This is a genomic window from Streptomyces sp. NPDC046909, from assembly GCF_040644695.1.
In the GTDB taxonomy this organism is placed as follows: Bacteria; Actinomycetota; Actinomycetes; order Streptomycetales; family Streptomycetaceae; genus Streptomyces.
The window spans coordinates 1-15,001 of record NZ_JBEYXC010000016.1 but is presented as its reverse complement, the minus strand read 5'-3'; the positions used below and the strand labels follow the sequence as shown (position 1 = coordinate 15,001).

The 15,001-nt window shown below is 71.3% G+C and carries 13 protein-coding genes and 3 pseudogenes; 5 read left to right on the top strand and 11 right to left on the bottom strand.

The window, feature by feature from the left end; translation table 11 throughout:
* Positions 1 to 420: 420 nt before the first annotated feature.
* Positions 421 to 567, bottom strand: a pseudogene (locus ABZ928_RS39620) (sodium:proton antiporter); the annotation flags it as partial.
* A gap of 169 nt (positions 568 to 736) precedes the next feature.
* Between ABZ928_RS39620 and ABZ928_RS39615 the strand changes: the two are divergent.
* Both ABZ928_RS39615 and ABZ928_RS39610 read left to right on the top strand, forming a co-directional pair.
* Positions 737 to 1,117 (top strand): hypothetical protein, encoded by a 381-nt coding sequence (locus tag ABZ928_RS39615; RefSeq protein WP_361529923.1) that lies wholly within the window; start codon positions 737 to 739, stop codon positions 1,115 to 1,117.
* Between the two features lie 495 nt (positions 1,118 to 1,612).
* A complete protein-coding gene (locus tag ABZ928_RS39610; protein WP_361529920.1) occupies positions 1,613 to 1,942 on the top strand; it encodes a hypothetical protein in 330 nt (109 codons plus the stop codon).
* Positions 1,943 to 2,032: 90 nt separating this feature from the next.
* Here the strand turns inward: ABZ928_RS39610 and ABZ928_RS39605 are convergent, their stop codons facing one another.
* From ABZ928_RS39605 to ABZ928_RS39570, 8 genes and pseudogenes are all read right to left on the bottom strand, one after another.
* On the bottom strand, positions 2,033 to 2,266 hold the full coding sequence (locus tag ABZ928_RS39605) for a hypothetical protein (RefSeq protein WP_361529917.1): 234 nt from the start codon (positions 2,264 to 2,266) through the stop codon (positions 2,033 to 2,035).
* Positions 2,267 to 2,607: 341 nt separating this feature from the next.
* Positions 2,608 to 2,964 carry a hypothetical protein gene (locus ABZ928_RS39600; RefSeq protein ID WP_361529914.1) on the bottom strand — a complete coding sequence of 119 codons (357 nt, stop codon included), beginning with the start codon at positions 2,962 to 2,964 and terminating at the stop codon, positions 2,608 to 2,610.
* A gap of 1,519 nt (positions 2,965 to 4,483) precedes the next feature.
* Positions 4,484 to 4,774 (bottom strand): hypothetical protein, encoded by a 291-nt coding sequence (locus ABZ928_RS39595; protein WP_361529911.1) that lies wholly within the window; start codon positions 4,772 to 4,774, stop codon positions 4,484 to 4,486.
* 169 nt (positions 4,775 to 4,943) lie between these two features.
* A complete protein-coding gene (locus ABZ928_RS39590) occupies positions 4,944 to 5,447 on the bottom strand; it encodes a hypothetical protein (RefSeq protein ID WP_361529908.1) in 504 nt (167 codons plus the stop codon).
* Between the two features lie 187 nt (positions 5,448 to 5,634).
* On the bottom strand, positions 5,635 to 6,363 hold the full coding sequence (locus tag ABZ928_RS39585) for an ANTAR domain-containing protein (protein ID WP_361529905.1): 729 nt from the start codon (positions 6,361 to 6,363) through the stop codon (positions 5,635 to 5,637).
* A 65-nt stretch (positions 6,364 to 6,428) separates the two neighbouring features.
* A complete protein-coding gene (locus ABZ928_RS39580) occupies positions 6,429 to 7,169 on the bottom strand; it encodes a GAF and ANTAR domain-containing protein (protein WP_361529902.1) in 741 nt (246 codons plus the stop codon).
* A gap of 7 nt (positions 7,170 to 7,176) precedes the next feature.
* Positions 7,177 to 8,568 (bottom strand): alpha/beta hydrolase, encoded by a 1,392-nt coding sequence (locus ABZ928_RS39575; protein WP_361529899.1) that lies wholly within the window; start codon positions 8,566 to 8,568, stop codon positions 7,177 to 7,179.
* A 227-nt stretch (positions 8,569 to 8,795) separates the two neighbouring features.
* Positions 8,796 to 10,131, bottom strand: a pseudogene (locus ABZ928_RS39570) (phosphoribosyltransferase).
* A gap of 407 nt (positions 10,132 to 10,538) precedes the next feature.
* On the opposite strand from ABZ928_RS39570, the gene ABZ928_RS39565 reads away from it, so the two are divergent.
* The 3 genes and pseudogenes from ABZ928_RS39565 to ABZ928_RS39555 all read left to right on the top strand — a co-directional run bounded on the left by ABZ928_RS39565 (position 10,539) and on the right by ABZ928_RS39555 (position 12,433).
* The gene (locus ABZ928_RS39565) at positions 10,539 to 10,958 is read left to right on the top strand and encodes a hypothetical protein (RefSeq protein ID WP_361529896.1); all 420 of its coding nucleotides are present in this window, start codon (positions 10,539 to 10,541) and stop codon (positions 10,956 to 10,958) included.
* Between the two features lie 242 nt (positions 10,959 to 11,200).
* Positions 11,201 to 11,751, top strand: a pseudogene (locus ABZ928_RS39560) (cell division protein FtsH); the annotation flags it as partial.
* Positions 11,752 to 12,151: 400 nt separating this feature from the next.
* Positions 12,152 to 12,433, top strand: coding sequence for a hypothetical protein (locus ABZ928_RS39555; RefSeq protein ID WP_361529893.1), 282 nt, complete (start codon positions 12,152 to 12,154; stop codon positions 12,431 to 12,433).
* Between the two features lie 127 nt (positions 12,434 to 12,560).
* Here ABZ928_RS39555 and ABZ928_RS39550 read toward each other — a convergent pair whose 3' ends face one another.
* Entirely contained in the window at positions 12,561 to 12,896 is a 336-nt protein-coding gene (locus ABZ928_RS39550; RefSeq protein WP_361530600.1) for an STAS domain-containing protein, read from the bottom strand.
* Between the two features lie 1,055 nt (positions 12,897 to 13,951).
* Positions 13,952 to 14,425, bottom strand: coding sequence for a pyridoxamine 5'-phosphate oxidase family protein (locus ABZ928_RS39545; protein ID WP_361530597.1), 474 nt, complete (start codon positions 14,423 to 14,425; stop codon positions 13,952 to 13,954).
* Positions 14,426 to 15,001: the final 576 nt, after the last annotated feature.

Sequence of the window (15,001 nt, the reverse complement as noted above, 5' to 3'; positions counted from 1 at the left end):
GCAGGTGCGTACGGTACGGCGTGGCCGTCGCCGGAGGGCTGGAGTGCGACGGCTCCTGACTGGGGGCGGCCGGGAGGGTGAGGGCCATGGTGAAGCCGCCGTCGCAAGTGTCCTCGCGGCATCAACGACGGGCTCGCCCTGCCGGTCGGCCTCATCGTGATCGCCGCGGCCGGACCGACCTCCGGGCACGCTGAGGCCGACCTCGGGAAGACCGCGCTGGAGCTGGTCCTCGGGCTGGTCTTCGGTGTCGCACTTCCCTTCGCCGTGATCGAACTCGTGCGGTTCCGGCTGCTGGGCGCCGAGCCCAAGCTGCTGCCGCTGGCGGTCGGCGTGATCCTGTACGCGGTCTGCCACCTCACGCACGCCACCCCCTATCTCGCCGCGTTCTCCGTGGGCGCGGTGCTCACTGCACGCTTCCTGGAGGACCGAGGCGAAGCCCTTCGGCCCGAACCAGGCGGCGACCAGCTTCTCCTGCCAGGTGAACCGGGTACCCAGCAGCGACAGCAGCGGCGAGGCCGGCCGGATCAGGACGATGGCCAGCACCACCGCGACATACCCGCCGTTAGAGCCGCTGGGTGGGTCACCGGCGGAACTGGCCAAGTTCGCCGTCCTGTTGGTGTTCGGCGCGCGGTGTACGGGCTGCTGGTGCTGCAGGCTGGGATCCCGCAGGGCGAGGAGGCGTTCACGCTGATCGCCGTGTGCATCGCCTTCTAGATTGTCGCGCACAGTTCCACCGATGTACCGATCGCCCGTCTGTTTCACGTCGACGACCTCGCCGGGGTGGACGGTGGCACTCCCGCACCTCGTATCGACCCTGGCCGCCGTCGTCGACGAAAAGCACGCCGACCGGCTGCGCCAGGCGCTGGCGGGCCGCAGCGTAGGCGACTGCCTGTCCAGCAAGGCGGAGCCGCCGCCCATCGCGGATCCCGACGACACCGCCCTGGAGGTGGCCGCGCTGATGGCGCGGGTGCGCAGCCCGCTGGTGGCGGTCGCCGAGAAGGTCAAGGGCGGGCCGGAAGATGGGCGTACGCGTCCCATCGGTGTGATGATCACCGCCTCGCATCTCCTGCACGAGCTTCTGGGCGCGGCGGGCGCGATCAGTACGACGGGCTCGTAGGGGCTGTCCCGAGCCGCTCGGCGGAGCCAGGACTCGTCTGTACCTGTGATCCAGCCCTGGAGTGGTGCCGGTCCTCCAGGGCAGGTGGGTGATGCGTGCGCAACTCGCCGATGGAGAATGGGAGTTCATCAGGCGGCACCGAGATCATCCCGGTGCTGGGGAGGGCGCCGGTGGGGAGTCGCAGCCCGTTACGACGAGAGCACCACTGAAGACAGCCCCCGAGTTCATCCCTGCGGCTGCTGCGCACAGGGGCGGGGGACACGCGGGGCTTCGGCCGCATCTCGATGAGGCGGACAGAAGGTTGCGCCATGCCGGGAGCTTGAGCTGCAGTTGACACACTCGTCCATGCGCAGCCTCGACAGTGCCTCGCCACCCTCGGCGCAGGCCTGGTGAACGGCTGGATGGCACGGCGCCCGGGTGTTGTTGGCACCGGTGAAGGGGAGGCTGGAGCAAGGAGGCCGTTCATGCCTCGCGCGGGGGACCCTGATGGAGATCATGATCGTACGGACGCGCGTGCTGGCCGAGGCTCCGGGGCGGGTGTGGATCGCGGTCAGCGGGACGCTCGGACCGGCCACCGAGCCTCGTCTGCGGCAGGATCTGCATGCCCGTGACGACGCCGAGCACAGCGAGTTCTTCCTCGACCTGACAGAGCTCCGCTGCAAGGACGGGCTTGCGGACGACGCCCTTCGGGGGCTGTTCGCGTTCGACTGCGAGGTACGGTTCCATCTCATCGGCGCTCCTGGCCCGATCCGCAGGTGTGTCGCCGATGATCCGCGCTTCATGCTGCATTCCACCGTGGAGTCGGCATGGGGTGCGTGGGGGTGACTGTCCGCGTCACGTCGGCGACCTTGCTGCGCGCCGCGGCCCAGCGCCCCCTGTGACCTCAGCGGGACCTGAGTACGTCCATCTGGGCGATTAACGCACCAGCTTCGGGGAGTGTGTCGAAGCGGGAGGGCGGGCCGGGTCGGACTCCCGCGCGCGCAGGAAGTTCCGAAAGGTGTCGGACGCCGCCTTGTCCGCGGACACCACGTGGATCAGATAGTGCTCCTGTACGCCGCTGGTCTCCGGTCCCCAGGCGGCGGTGGCCGTGTACGTTCCGGCCCGGTCGGCGATCAGTCCGGGCTGCGGCCAGAACTGCGGTGCCTGCACGGGCTGGACGCAGATCCAGAACCGGGTGCCCTGCGGAACGGCGCCCGTGACCGTGAAGGGGACGCTCTGCAGCCTGGTCGTTCGTGCACCCGGCCGGGAAGCGTGATGCGCGCCGTGGCCATCGCGTGGTCGTAGGAGCCGACTCGTCCGGCGGAGACGAGGCGGTGATCGTCGTCGAGGCCTGAGGGTCGTCCGGATCGCCGTTTGAGCCGCATCCGGAGGTTGCCGCGATCGCACCCAACAGGGCCAGCGGGGGCGGCGACTGCGCAGATGCACCTATGGCGCGGTAACACTCGGGTCTTCATGGCGAGGCTCCGGGCGGACCGACGTGAGTGTCGTCGTCACGCTGGATCTGGACGGCCGCGTCGATGCCCCCCTGGCCCAGGACGCGACCGGACTCGGTGGTGGAATGCGCGGTGCGCGTTACAGGTGACGGGATAGTTGGCCGAACCCGGCAGGACCGTGCCGGAGAAGGTCCCCTCCGAGATCTTGCAGCAGGCCCGCTGTTCGTACTCCGCCGCGTCGCCGCTGGGGCTGACGAAGAACTTCAACCGGCCGAACTCCTCGGTGGTGCCCACAAGATGGAATCGCACCATGCCGTCGTTGGGTACCTCGTCGGTTGTCTTCGTGGTGAAGAGGGGGATGCCGTCCAGTCGGAAGGCGTTGAGGGTCACCGTCGCGACATCGACGGTGTGCATTCCATGACCTGCGGACACGATCCCGAAACGACATGTCCGCCCCGCCCCCCCTTGGCCCCAAGCGGTCAGTCCACCTGGCCTCCGTCGGGCATCGTCACACCCGGTCGGTCCGCGCGAAAGGAGCCCACAGGCGCAGCCCGAGCCGATCGGCCTCTCCGCGGGGATGTGGATCCGTCCTGCCACGCGCCCATGGGGCCGGTCGGCCCTATGGGATGAGCCGTTCGGTACCTGCCCCGGCGGCGTCTGTGGTGTGAGGGTAGGGGGCGAGCCCGCGAGACAGGCGGCGAGGGGGTTCCTTTTGGGGAAGGACCTCCTCTCCGTGTTTCTCTTCCCCGGGCCGGGCAGGGTGGCGGCCCGGGGAAGCGGACGCGTCCCGTGGGCGGCGTCGGCACAGGGACCGGCGCAGGCCGCTACGGCGGCTCCTCGGGAAAGAAAGAGGGGCGGGCCGGGTCGTCCCGCCCCGGCGCTGGGCCCGCGTGAGGCCGACGGACGACGATCCCGTCGTCGAAGGTGATCCCCGATCGGCCCGCGGGCCCGGTGTCCGAGTGCTGGGTTCCTGGCCAGGACCTCGGCCGGGCTCGCTGCGGAGCACTTCGTGACGCACGTGGACATCAGGGTCTGGAGGGCCGCCACTGTCTCGGACAGGAGCCTGCGGCACTCCCATCAGGTCGCGTGCACGTCCAGGACACCAAGCAGGGGCGAGCTCAATGCGCGGGAATCGGTGAGTCCGGTCCGCGGTCGCACAGCCGTGTGATGCAGGGTCGGGCGCGGCTGATGTCCGCGAGGGTGACAATGCCGATGACGCGAGGGTGACAATGCCGACGAGGAGGCTGCTGGCGAGGGCGCGGAACAGGCACTCCGTCACTGGGCGCGGTGGCCGAAAGGGCCTGGAGCGGAACCCGGTCGACGAGTACGGCCGTGACAGCCCGACCACCGTTCCACCGGGAGCGGGTGCCGGGAATCCGATGCGCCGGTTCCGGTCGAAGGGAACCGCGGCCACGGACAGCACAGCGGAGTTGCGGGTGACGTCCCTTGCTTCTTCTACCCCTTCGGCCGTGCGAGGAAGGCGCTGATGATCGCCGCGATGGCGAAGACGACAGCGATGACGACGGCTGCGGTCGGCCAGTTCATGAGGTCCTCCCAACTGTTCCTACGTCTGCTCGATTCCACTTGACTCCGGACCGCGGCGGACCGCCAAGTGCCGATGGGCCCAGGGGCGCCGTCCGAACGGCCCGTGATGGATACGGCCGTCGACAGTGAGCAGCCGGGCGTCGCGTTGGAGAGCGTCATCGAAGAGGCGGGCTCGCTGTCTTCCCGGGCACGCCGTGACAGGGGATTGCCCGGTGTGCCCGGGAAGGGCCTGGCCCCTCCGCTGCGGCCCGCGTACGGGCCGGTTCCGGCGTGGCCCCTCCCGGCTCCGAAGGCGGGACTGCGGGTACCGGGGCTGGGGCACTGCCCACCGTAGAGCGGGCGGCCGGGATGGAACAGGGGCCTGCCGGACACGAGCGGTCGGACCCGGTCACTCCGGGGAGTCCAGGCACTGGGCGGCCAGTTCCTTCAGCCGGTCCTTCTTGGCGCGTAGCTGTTGGCCCTCACCGCACCAGTGGTGGCGAGCCGCGGGGCGCCAGCGCGGTGGCTCTCGGCGCTGCCAGTCCTCGTGGGCGACCTGGGCACAGAGGTCCTCGATGACCAGCACCATCACGCTCGGCAGGCACAGGGCGGCCTCCACGCCCACGGTGCGCTCCACGTACGGCAGGTCCAGGACGGTCATCGCGCGCTTGCGGGACCGGCGCCAGGGAACCGTGCTCACGGCGACCACCTCCAGGTTGTCCTCCTCGCGGCCCGCTCTGACGCGCCGAGTTCTCGCGCGACGGGACGTGTGCTCATCGTGCGCGCCCCGCGCTCGCCGCGACAGGGGCCGACCGGCCCCTCACCGGGCCGACAGGCCGCGTGTGTGGCTGCTGGGCGGGGCTTGCGGACTACTTGTCGGTCCTGATGCCGGAGATGAGCATGGTCGCCAGGTCGGACTGGACCATCAGGTGCGTGTGGTGGGTCCGGTTTCCGGGGTCCTGCCAGGTGAGCGTGACCCGGCTCCAGCAGTGGCCCATACCGCTGTCGTTGTAGACGACGGACCATCGGACCGGGACGCCCTCGGCGCGCAGCACGCCGTCCCGGTGGTGGACGGTCTCCCAGCGGGCCAGGCTGCGTTGCAGGTCAGTGGTGAGGTAGTGGGCGCGCAGGGCGTTCGCGAGTCGGCCGCGCCCGGTGTCGTACAGGACGTCGATGTAGGTGCCGTAGAAGTCCGCGACCCGGTCGACCGTGGAGGTCGGACTGCCGCTGCGGCTGGTGACCCCGGCTGCGGCGGTGGTCGTGGTGGCCGCGGCGGCGTCCGCCCGACCGCCGGTCGCGGGAGTGAGCATGCCGAGCGCGAGCACAATGCCCCCGAGTACGACACGGCGGATAGCGATGCGAGTGGTTGCCATGGTGTTCCCCACTTTCATCTTCTGGGAAGAACGGGGGTAAACCTCACTTTCAGTGCACCATGTGGGAGTTGCCGATATCGCGGGCCAACTGGCCTGACTCGCTGGGCCGTTCGGAGCCTGCGAGTGGGGCATGTCTGGTGTGCGACGGGGGGAGACACGGGCGGCCGCGCGGTGTGCCGGCGCCGGTTCAGGGCCTGTGCTCGCCCTGCGGAGGGTGGTTGGCGGTCAGGAACAGTTCGCGGGCGAGGATGGCGCGGGCGGTCTCCAACAGGGGGCGTCCGGTGTGGAAGGCGTGGGCGCGGATGCGGACGAGGGCCTCGGCGGGGCTGACGTCGAGCTGTTTGGCGACCATGCCGGTGGCCTGGTGGACCTCGGCGCGGTGCAGGTGGCTGGTCTCGGTCAGCCAGACGGTGGGGTCGTCGGGGGAGGCGGCCCGGTCGAGGAGCATCAGTGTCAGCCGCTGGGCCAGGGCGCGGGCGTCGGCGTCCTGTTCGCCGGAGAGGGCTCCGACCGTGGTGCGGTGGCCGGTGAGGACGCCGAGACGGACGGTGCCCAGGGCGAGGGGGTAGGCGAAGACGGCGCGGACGCCCAGGCCGAGGAGTTCGGGGACGAGGCCTGGCCAGCGGGCGGAGTGGTTGGTGGTGAGGTCGGGTTCGGTGACCGGCAGGCCGGTGCGGGCGGCCTCCGGTCCGGGGCCCTGGCCCTGGGTGAACTGGATGTCCTCCAGCTGGGCGGCACGGGCTCCGGTGTGCCGCAGCAGTTCGGCGGAGCCGCTGTGCTGGGCCAGGGACAGGGCGAGGCCGTCCAGGCCCAGCACCTTGGCGCAGGCCCGCAGCCGGGCGGGGGGCAGGGGCGGACCGGGGTCACGTTCGGTGGTGAGGTCGTGCAGGAGCTGGGACATCTGTGGGCTGACCATGGTTCCTCCCCTCTTCCCCGCGTCGGGGTCGTTCGTCGGTGTGCTCGGCTCGGACGCCGCGGTGGTCACTGTTCCGGCGCGGGGAGAGGCACCTCGGTGCTGCCGTCCATCACCTCGCGGGCGACGTCGGTCAGCCGCCGCCGGTGGTGGCGGGCGTAGTGGCGCAGCTGGTGGAAGGCGTCGTCCACGCTGATGCCGCGGATGTGGGCGAGGGCCCCCTTGGCCTGCTCGATGACGATCCGGGAGTCAAGGGCGGCCTGCAGTTGCCCCGACACGATGGCCTGTTCGTGCACCGCGCGCTGTTGCAGGATGCCGATGGTGGCGATGTCGGCCAGTGCCTGGCCCAGGCGCAGCTGAGCGGGCTCCAGCGGGTCGGGGTCGGCGCGGAAGAGGTTGAGCGCTCCGATGGTCTGCTCGCGCAGCCGCAGGGGGGCCGCGGCGACGGAGGTGAAACCGAGCTCCTGGGCCCTGTGGGCGAAGCGGGGCCAGTGGGTGCGCGCGTGCGGGTGGACCAGGGGGATGCCGGAGATCGGCTTTCCGGTGTGGAAGCAGTCCAGGCAGGGGCCTTCGTTCCAGTCGATGCTGTCGGTCTCCAATTGGCGGGTGCGGTCGTCGGAGGCGGCGGCGTCGAGGATGTCGCCCTGGGGGGTGGCCAGCATGACGCCGGCGGCGGTGACGTCGAGCAGGTCGACACAGTGGTCGGCGAGGGTGTGCAGGAACGCGATGATGTCGAAGTCGCCGACGAGAGTGTCGGCCAGCTCGACGAACGCGGTGGCCAGCCGTTCCTCACGTGACTGCTTGGGCATGGGGGGTTCACCTCGTTTCGGGGTGGTCCGGCAGCCGTTGGACCGGCCGCCGGAACGGGGGGATCAAGGCGAACCCTGCCCACTGATGGCTGGCCTGTGCATCTTCGGTGAAGGCATTTCGGCCGCCGCCGCGCACAGGGCCACGTGTTCGTCGCACGGGCGGGACAATAGCGCCTGCGAGAGCCCCGGCCGAACGGACGGAGCCGTTCCGTGTCGGGCGGTGACCAGTACCGACGCCGCGCAGGGCGGATGCAGAGGGACGACGCGGCCGTAGAACGCGATACCCCAGATGCCGGACAGGATCCGGTCGGTGGGCGGGCGGACGCTCGACAGATTGCGGAATCGCATCGTCCGATTGTGGGCCGAGCCCGGGCGGACGGCCCGCGTAGGGGTGGGGGAGTGCGATGGCGTACGGCTGTCCGACGGATGTGTGGCCGGGACGGCATACCGGCGGCGGAGGCTGAGCGTCTCCGGGGACTGAGCGTGTGTGCCCCGCCGGGCCGGGTGTGAGCGTGGCCGTGCCGCGGGACACGAGTGCCAGGAGCAGCTTGTTGACCTCGTGCGGGCGTTCCAGGGGCAGCAGGTGCGAGGCGCGGGGCACGACGGCGAGTTCGGCGGAGGGGATCCGGCTGGCGAGGGTGGCGCTGTGGGCGGCCGGGGTGATCTGGTCGTTCGTGCCGACGGCGACGAGGACCGGGCAGCGGCCGAGCGCGGGCAGGGCGGCGAGCTGGTCGTGGGCCATGAGTGCGGGATAGCAGGCGGCCACCGTGGTGATCGGCGCCCGGGACATGGCACGGACAGTGACCTGGGCGGCGGCCCGCTCGACCGGGGCTCGGTAGAGCAGCGGGCGGGTGAGGCGGAAGGCGAGGGGGCCGGTGTGGCGGCGGACCGTGTCCACGGTCCGGGGCAGGCGGGCGAGCTGCGGCAGGCCGGCGGCGAGCGCGAGGTGCAGAAGCCGGGCCGCGGCAGGGGGCAGCCCCATCGGGGTGCCGTTCAGCTGTCCGGCGGAGGTGGACAGCAGGGCGGTTCCGGTGATGCGGGTGCCGAAGAGGTCGGGGTGGGCGGCGGCCAGGGCCATGACGGCCATGCCGCCCATGGAGTGGCCGACGAGCACCACGGGGCCGCGCAGGGCGGTCGCCGTCAGAACCTGATGGAGGTCTTCGCCGAGGCGCTCGATGGTGACCGGGGCGGTGCCGAGGGTGGAGCAGCCGTGGCCGCGCTGGTCGTAGAGCACCAGCCGGGCGGCCCGGCCGAGGGCGGGGAGCTGGTAGTGCCAGGCGGTGCGGTCGAGCATGTAGCCGTGGCACAGCAGCACGGTCACCGGCGCGTCCGGGTCCCCGGCGACGGTGGTGTGGAGGCGGGCGCCGTCGTCCGTGGTGACCGAGGTGGTGGCTCGCATCGGCAGCTCCTCCTTGCTCGCCCCGCCGGGCACCTGTCCCCGGGGCTCAGAGCAACGCTAGGGACGGCGGGGCGATGCAGGGGAGAGGCCGGGCGGGCTGCCGCGAGGGGCCGTACGGCCCTTGTGGGGCGCACGCTTCGGCCCTCGCGCGGTACGAGAGTCTGCGCGTGGTTGCCGGTGGACGGTCCGCCGGGCTGTTCTCTGGTGGTCGCGTGTCACCGTCGTGTTCACGCCGACCGGGGCAGTGGTGTCCCGCTGGTAGGGCGGGCGAGGTGGGCGGTGAACCAGTCGCGGGTCAGCTGGGCGACCGTGGCCAGGGCGCCGGGCTCCTCGAAGAGGTGGGTGGCGCCGGGGGACCACCGCGAGGTGGTGCTCGCAGGTCATCCGGTCGGCGGCGAGCCGGTTGAGGTCCAGCACCGCGGTGTCCCGGCTGCCGACGATCAGCAGCGTCGGGGCCCGCAGCCGCGCCAGCACTGCCGGGGTGGCCAGGTCGGGACGGCCTCCCCGGGAGACGACCGCCCGGACGTCGGCGTCCGGGGCGGCGGCCTCCAAGGCGGCGGCCGCACCAGTACTGGCTCCGAAGTAGGCAATGGGCAGGGCGGTTTCGCGGCGCAGCCAGGCGGCGGCGTCATGCAGGCGCTGGGCGAGCAGCGTGACATCGAAGACGTTGTGCCGGTCGTTCTCCTCGTCCTCGGTGAGCAGGTCGAGGAGCAGGGTGCCGAGGCCGGCCCGGTGGAGGACGCCGGCCACGTACTGGTTGCGGGGGCTGTGCCGGCTGCTGCCGCTGCCGTGCGCGAACGCCACCACCGCCTGCGCCGTGTCGGGAACGGTGAGCTGTGCCTGCAGCCGCACCCCGGCGGCCGGCACCGGCACCTCCTGGCTCGGGTGCGACGGATCGCGGGCGACCGTCAGCCGGGGCGCGGGCGTGGGGTGGGTGGCCTGGGCGAGCAGGGCGGCCACCTCGGCGTCGGAGGTCTGTGTGAAGTCGTCGTACCAGGCGCCGACCGAGCCGAGACGGTGCACGGACTGCAGGCAGACGACGTCGTCGGCCACCGAACGCAGCCGCGCGACGGTGGACATCGGTCCCACCGGCACCGCCAGCACCACCCGTGCCGCGCCGAGGCCACGCGCCACCTGGCAGGCGGCCTCGGCGGTGGCGCCGGTGGCGAGCCCGTCGTCCACGATCACCGCCGTACGCCCTGTCACCGGAACCGGCGCCCGGCCCGTGCGGTAGCGGCGGACCTCACGCTCGAGTGCGGCCCCTTCGGCCTGTTCCACGGCGGCCTGCTCGCCGGGCCCCAGCCGGGTCTGCTCGATCACGTCGTCGTTGAGGACGCGTACCCCGTTCTCGCCGATCGCGCCGAACCCCAGTTCCGGCTGCCACGGCACGCCCAGCTTGCGTACCCCGAGCACGTCCAGCGGCGCGCCCAGCTCCTGGGCCACCTCGTAGGCCACGGGCACACCACCGCGCGCCAGCCCCAGCACCACCACGTGCCGGCCGCGCAGGAACTCCAGATGCCAGGCGAGCCGTCGCCCGGCCGCCCGACGGTCGTCGAAACGCATGACCGCCATCTCCCTGACCGTCGACCGCGGCGCTTGGCGGCACCCAACCGCCGCACCGCGGTCGCGAGTTGTCCCTTTGCTTCTATTCCACAGCGAGCCGAAGGGCCGCGGCGGGAGCGAAGGGCCTCGGTTCGGGACCATTGGTCCCTGTCGCACAGGGGCCGACGGGGGCATGCTTTTTATGCGCTTGCATGCGGTTGATCCAGTTATGCGCCGCGCTTGTTCCACCTCTTCGGTCGTGCTCAGGGGGCACCATGACGTGGAGCGTTTCTCTTCCTCTCCGCCCCAGGGCGGCACTTCTGTCCTGGCGGTGCTCTGCGGCGGCATCACGGCCGCGGGTGGTACGAGCCGTCGACGCAGACCCGGGCCCGTCACCGGTCACCCTCCGCCGTCACTCCGGATGGCTGTTGATCGAGGTCCGGCGGGAGATCGGTCCGGCCGCCGAACCGCATCTCGGACGCCTGCTGCACGGTGCCATCCGCCCTGGGGGTGCGGGGGTCCTGGTCGACCTGCGGCACACCGCCGACTTGGGCGCGGGCGGTATCGGTGTGCTGCGGCTGGCACGCACACTGGCGGATCGGCACGGGCTGGCGTTCGGCTGCGTCGGAGACGTTCCGGGGATGCCGACCCTGCCCCTGCTTGGGCAGTCGGCCGCGGTCTCGGACTCCGGGTTGTCCTGCGCCGAGGTGGGCGCGGAGGACGGCAGAACCTGCGAGGTGGGCTCCCTTCGCCGGCATGGTCCGGATCAGGTGCTGGAGGTCGCCGTCCGGTCCATCGACCTTCCGGCCTCTCAGCCCGTCCGTCGACACTTCGACCCCCTCTCTTGACAGGGGCGGTAACTCCCTTGTTGGAGGTGGCCGTTCCGGGCGGACTCCCTCGCTCGCCCCGCAGGCTGATTCCAGCTTATGTCTGATTCCGTGCTGTGACAGGGCTGAAAGGGCCAGGGTGTGAGGGCCGTTCGGCCCCGCTTCTTTCAGCGCCCGGGCTCGAACCGCACAGGCGGAAGGAACGATTCCCCACCCTTGGCGCGGGCCCGTAGGCTCCCGCTCGCCGACGCGAGACCTCGAACGTGCTGCTGCCCGTGGAGAAGGAAACCGTCGCCGTCGACGAGGCCGGACATGCACCGGGCGCCGCGCTGTCGGCGAGCGCGGACCCGATGGCCAAGGTCACCACCCTGCCCGCTGGACGGGTCCTCGATGCCGCAGAGCAACTCCCGCTGGTAGAGCGGCACTTGTACGGCGAGGACTTGCTCACCCAGAGCCTGGCCGTACGGTTCGGCGGACGCGCCGCCGAACTGGTTGTCCTCGGCCAGGGCTCCACGGGCGCGGCCAACGACCTCGCGTCAGCCACCGAGTTGGCGACCAAGATGGTCCGCGAGTTCGGGTGTCGCCCGCGCTCGGACCGGTGGGCTGTCCGCAGGGCGGCTCGGTCTCCCTGGGCGGCAGCGGGAGCGCCATGTCCAGCCGCCCCTTCGCGGAGGCCCCCCCGGCCGCCATCGACGCCGAGGTCGCCCGCCACCTGCGCGAGGCCGAACACCACGCCACCGACCTGCTCACGCGGCACCGCACACAGCTGGAGGAACTGGCCGGGCTGCTGCTCAGCCACGAGACCGTGGACGCCACCGATGTCTACGGCCTCCTGGACGCCGAGCCCCCGAGCACACATCCCGTCGGCGGCACCATCGCGCCGCGCCGCGTCTCCGTCACCAAGAAACCCGCCCACACCGGACCGACCACATACCCGCCACACCCGGTCCCGCCCCCGGAGGGAACGGAAGGTATCCGAAGGTCGAATCCTGAAGCACCCGCGCATCCGTCGGGAACGGTGGGGTCCCTCGAACGGAGCCCCGTGCTCAGGATGGGGTGCCCGACCGGACCAAGGACGAGGGACGTTCGGGTCCTGGCCAAGGCCCTTGGGGCCCGTGCGGAGCCGGCGGCGGCGGGGGAGCCTGGGGGTGAGGCACTTTCGTCGAGCCACCTGGAGCCCGCCGGAGGCCGGAGGAGGAGGCACCGTCGTGATCATGCGGATTCTCGGCGAGGGACAGTACGAGGTCCCCGACGCGCACGTGGGCAGGCTGGGCGAGCTGGATGCCGCGCTGCGGTCGGCGGCCGCGTCCGGGGACGACGAGGAGTGCGTGGCCGGGTTCCAGGCGCTGCTGGACGCGGTGCGCGGTCTGGGCACTCCCTTGCCTGATGACGTCCCCACCCCGCTGGACGTCATGTTGCCCGACGAGGGCACCAGTCGACGCCACATGCACGAGATGCAGGAACTGCTGGCCGACGAAGGCCTGATTCCGGGATGACGGCCGTACACCGCCATTCTGTTCCCGCCCGCTGGACGGCCGGACTGCGATCTGTCTCGGGTTGCCATACGTGCGGGGCGCGGCGTCCCTCGCTGCTCTGTGCCACGGCAGCCTGGGCGTGCCGGGTTCAGCCGGTGGCTTCCGGGGCGTCGGGCGTGAGAACCTCCGCCAGCGTCGGCACCGTGGCGAGTCGGCTGCTCAGGCCCGCGAGGTGCAGGATCTGGAGAATCAATGGGTGGGGACAGACCAGCAACAGTCGCCCGCCCTGCTCCCTGACCCGCCGCTCGGCGCGGTCCAGCAACCTCAGCCCGTAGCAGTCGAAGAACTCGGTGGGCGTGAGGTCGACGACCACCGTCTGCCCCGCCACCGCGGTCGCGGCGTCCAACTCGGGCATCATCGGAAGAGCGGCGGCGATGTCGATCTCGCCGTGGAACTCGATCACGACCAGTCCGTGAACCCCGATGACCTGGATGTGCCCGACGGGCCATGCGGTCGTCTCCTGAATGGCGGCTCCCCCTGAAGAGCCAGGCCCTCCGAATACTCCCCCCGGAGAGCGGCGATGACATGTGCGGGCCACCAGGGACTGGGGTGACGACAGCCGACCAGCCTATGGCGAGACCGGTCACCCGCAGGAAGAAGGAACGATTCTTCGAATTCGATTCCCCCAATCGGATTGTTTTTAACGTATTTCCTTGACACTCGCGTCCCGGCGACTCCATGTATGCCCATGTCAATGGGCTGATGCGCCCGCGTTCCGGGGCAGACGGGCTCTCACCGAGACAAGCGCGGTCGCCGTAGGCTCTCTGGCAGTGCCCCGGACCCCGGCCGACGCAGTACGAGTGTGGCCGCGGAGGCGTTGAACTGGCCCCGTCTCCCGCGGCCCGCCCTCCGCCGATCACGACGTCAGCCGGGAGGCCACCGATGAGACAGCTCTCCCCACCACTTCCTGCCGCCGCACGGCAGGCGCCGTACGGCTGATACCGGTGAACCATCCCCGCCCGCGATCCTCCCGCGTGGCGGGCGGGGAATCCGGTGCCCGGCCGGCGGTGCGGAGGGGGGCGTCGGCCGGGCACAACTACCCCTCTCTCGGGTGTTGACCAGCAGCTCGGCCGCCTGTCTGGTCCGGTACGCCGAGCGGTTCCACGGTGGAGACTGACACGGTTGACGCCGTCGAGCCGGGTGCAGATGCCGGGTGGAGGGACGTGCCTGCGATGGCGGGTGCCCCTGCCTCCCGGTCCGGCCGATGCGCCGTGCGCTCACCGGGACACGCGGCGCCGGGGCGCGACATAAGGTGCGCCGCCCCTGAGAGGGGCCCTTCGGCCCCTTTCGCCCGCCCGGTGCGGGCAGGTGGACTGTTCGTCGGTACCCTCGCCTGACGGCCCGGGTTTCCTCGCGGTTCACCCGGGCCGACGGAGAGCAGGTGCCCGGCTCGGGCGGAGTGTCTTCCCCTCCGCCCGGGCTTTCGGCAGCCGACTGTGCGCGAACGGACGGCTCAACAGGGGCCGCCGGGAAGCATGGTCAGCCGCTCGACGATGCCTGGGGGCGGGTGCCGTTGACCAGCCGGACGCCGGTGATCAGGTCGGGGCGGATGCGGACGACGTGGTCCATCCGCTGGTCCGACCACGGGTGCAGCATGTTCTGGTACCGCGCGATCTGTTCGGGGTCGGTGACCAGACGGCAGTAGCCGGTGACGACGACGCTCCAGCCGAGATGCGTGGCGGGGTCGATGTCGTCGGCCTCGTAGGCGACCACGACGCCGTGGTCGCCGTCCTGCGGCACGTGCGAGACCAGGGCGGCGCCGTCGTGGGTGCGGATGACGACATCACCGTTGTCCAGGACGTGGTTGACGGGACGTACGGCGGGCAGCGCCTTCTGGGTGAAGACGACTCGGCCCAGCGGCACACTGCCGAGCAGCCGCAGGGCCTCGTCGGGATCCAGCGAGACCGCACGACGCGGTCCTGCGACTGCTGCTGCGCCCTGTGGGCGGGCCATGGCGAGGCGGCGGGCGGTCTCGTCTTTCACCGCGCTGTCCCGATGGGCGCGGGGGAACGGCCGTCGGCCCGGACCGCGGTGGTGGGTGGACGTGACCGGTCGGTCATGGCAGGTGATCCTTCGCGTGCGGCGGTGCCTGTCCGCCGCACGGGGCCGGGGGCCGGGGCCGCTCGCAGGTCTGACGCCTCTATCGAAGGCTGCCCGTATCCCCGCTGCAAGGGCCGTTCGGCCCTTCATGCCGCTGGGCCTGCTGACCTCGCTGATCTCGCGGTCCCGTCGTGGTGCTTGCATCCCGCTCATGTGCTCTGTCAGGCAGTCTCCGTCATGGGCACCGAGCCGCTGCTGGATGCCGAGGGGCGCCCCACCGGCGCGGTACGCCGTCCGATGACCGCCGCTGATGGGGCTCTCTGAAAATCCCCACCAGGTGCTCAGCAGACGGACAGCCTCGCTCAGTTGATCTCCCCATCTCGGATCCGAGATGGGGTCGGCATCGGATCGTGGGCACACCTGAGGCCACATGTCACCGCCACCGGGCCTGTTGGGCTGCGGTGGCGGCGGCGATGACGTGTGGGAGTT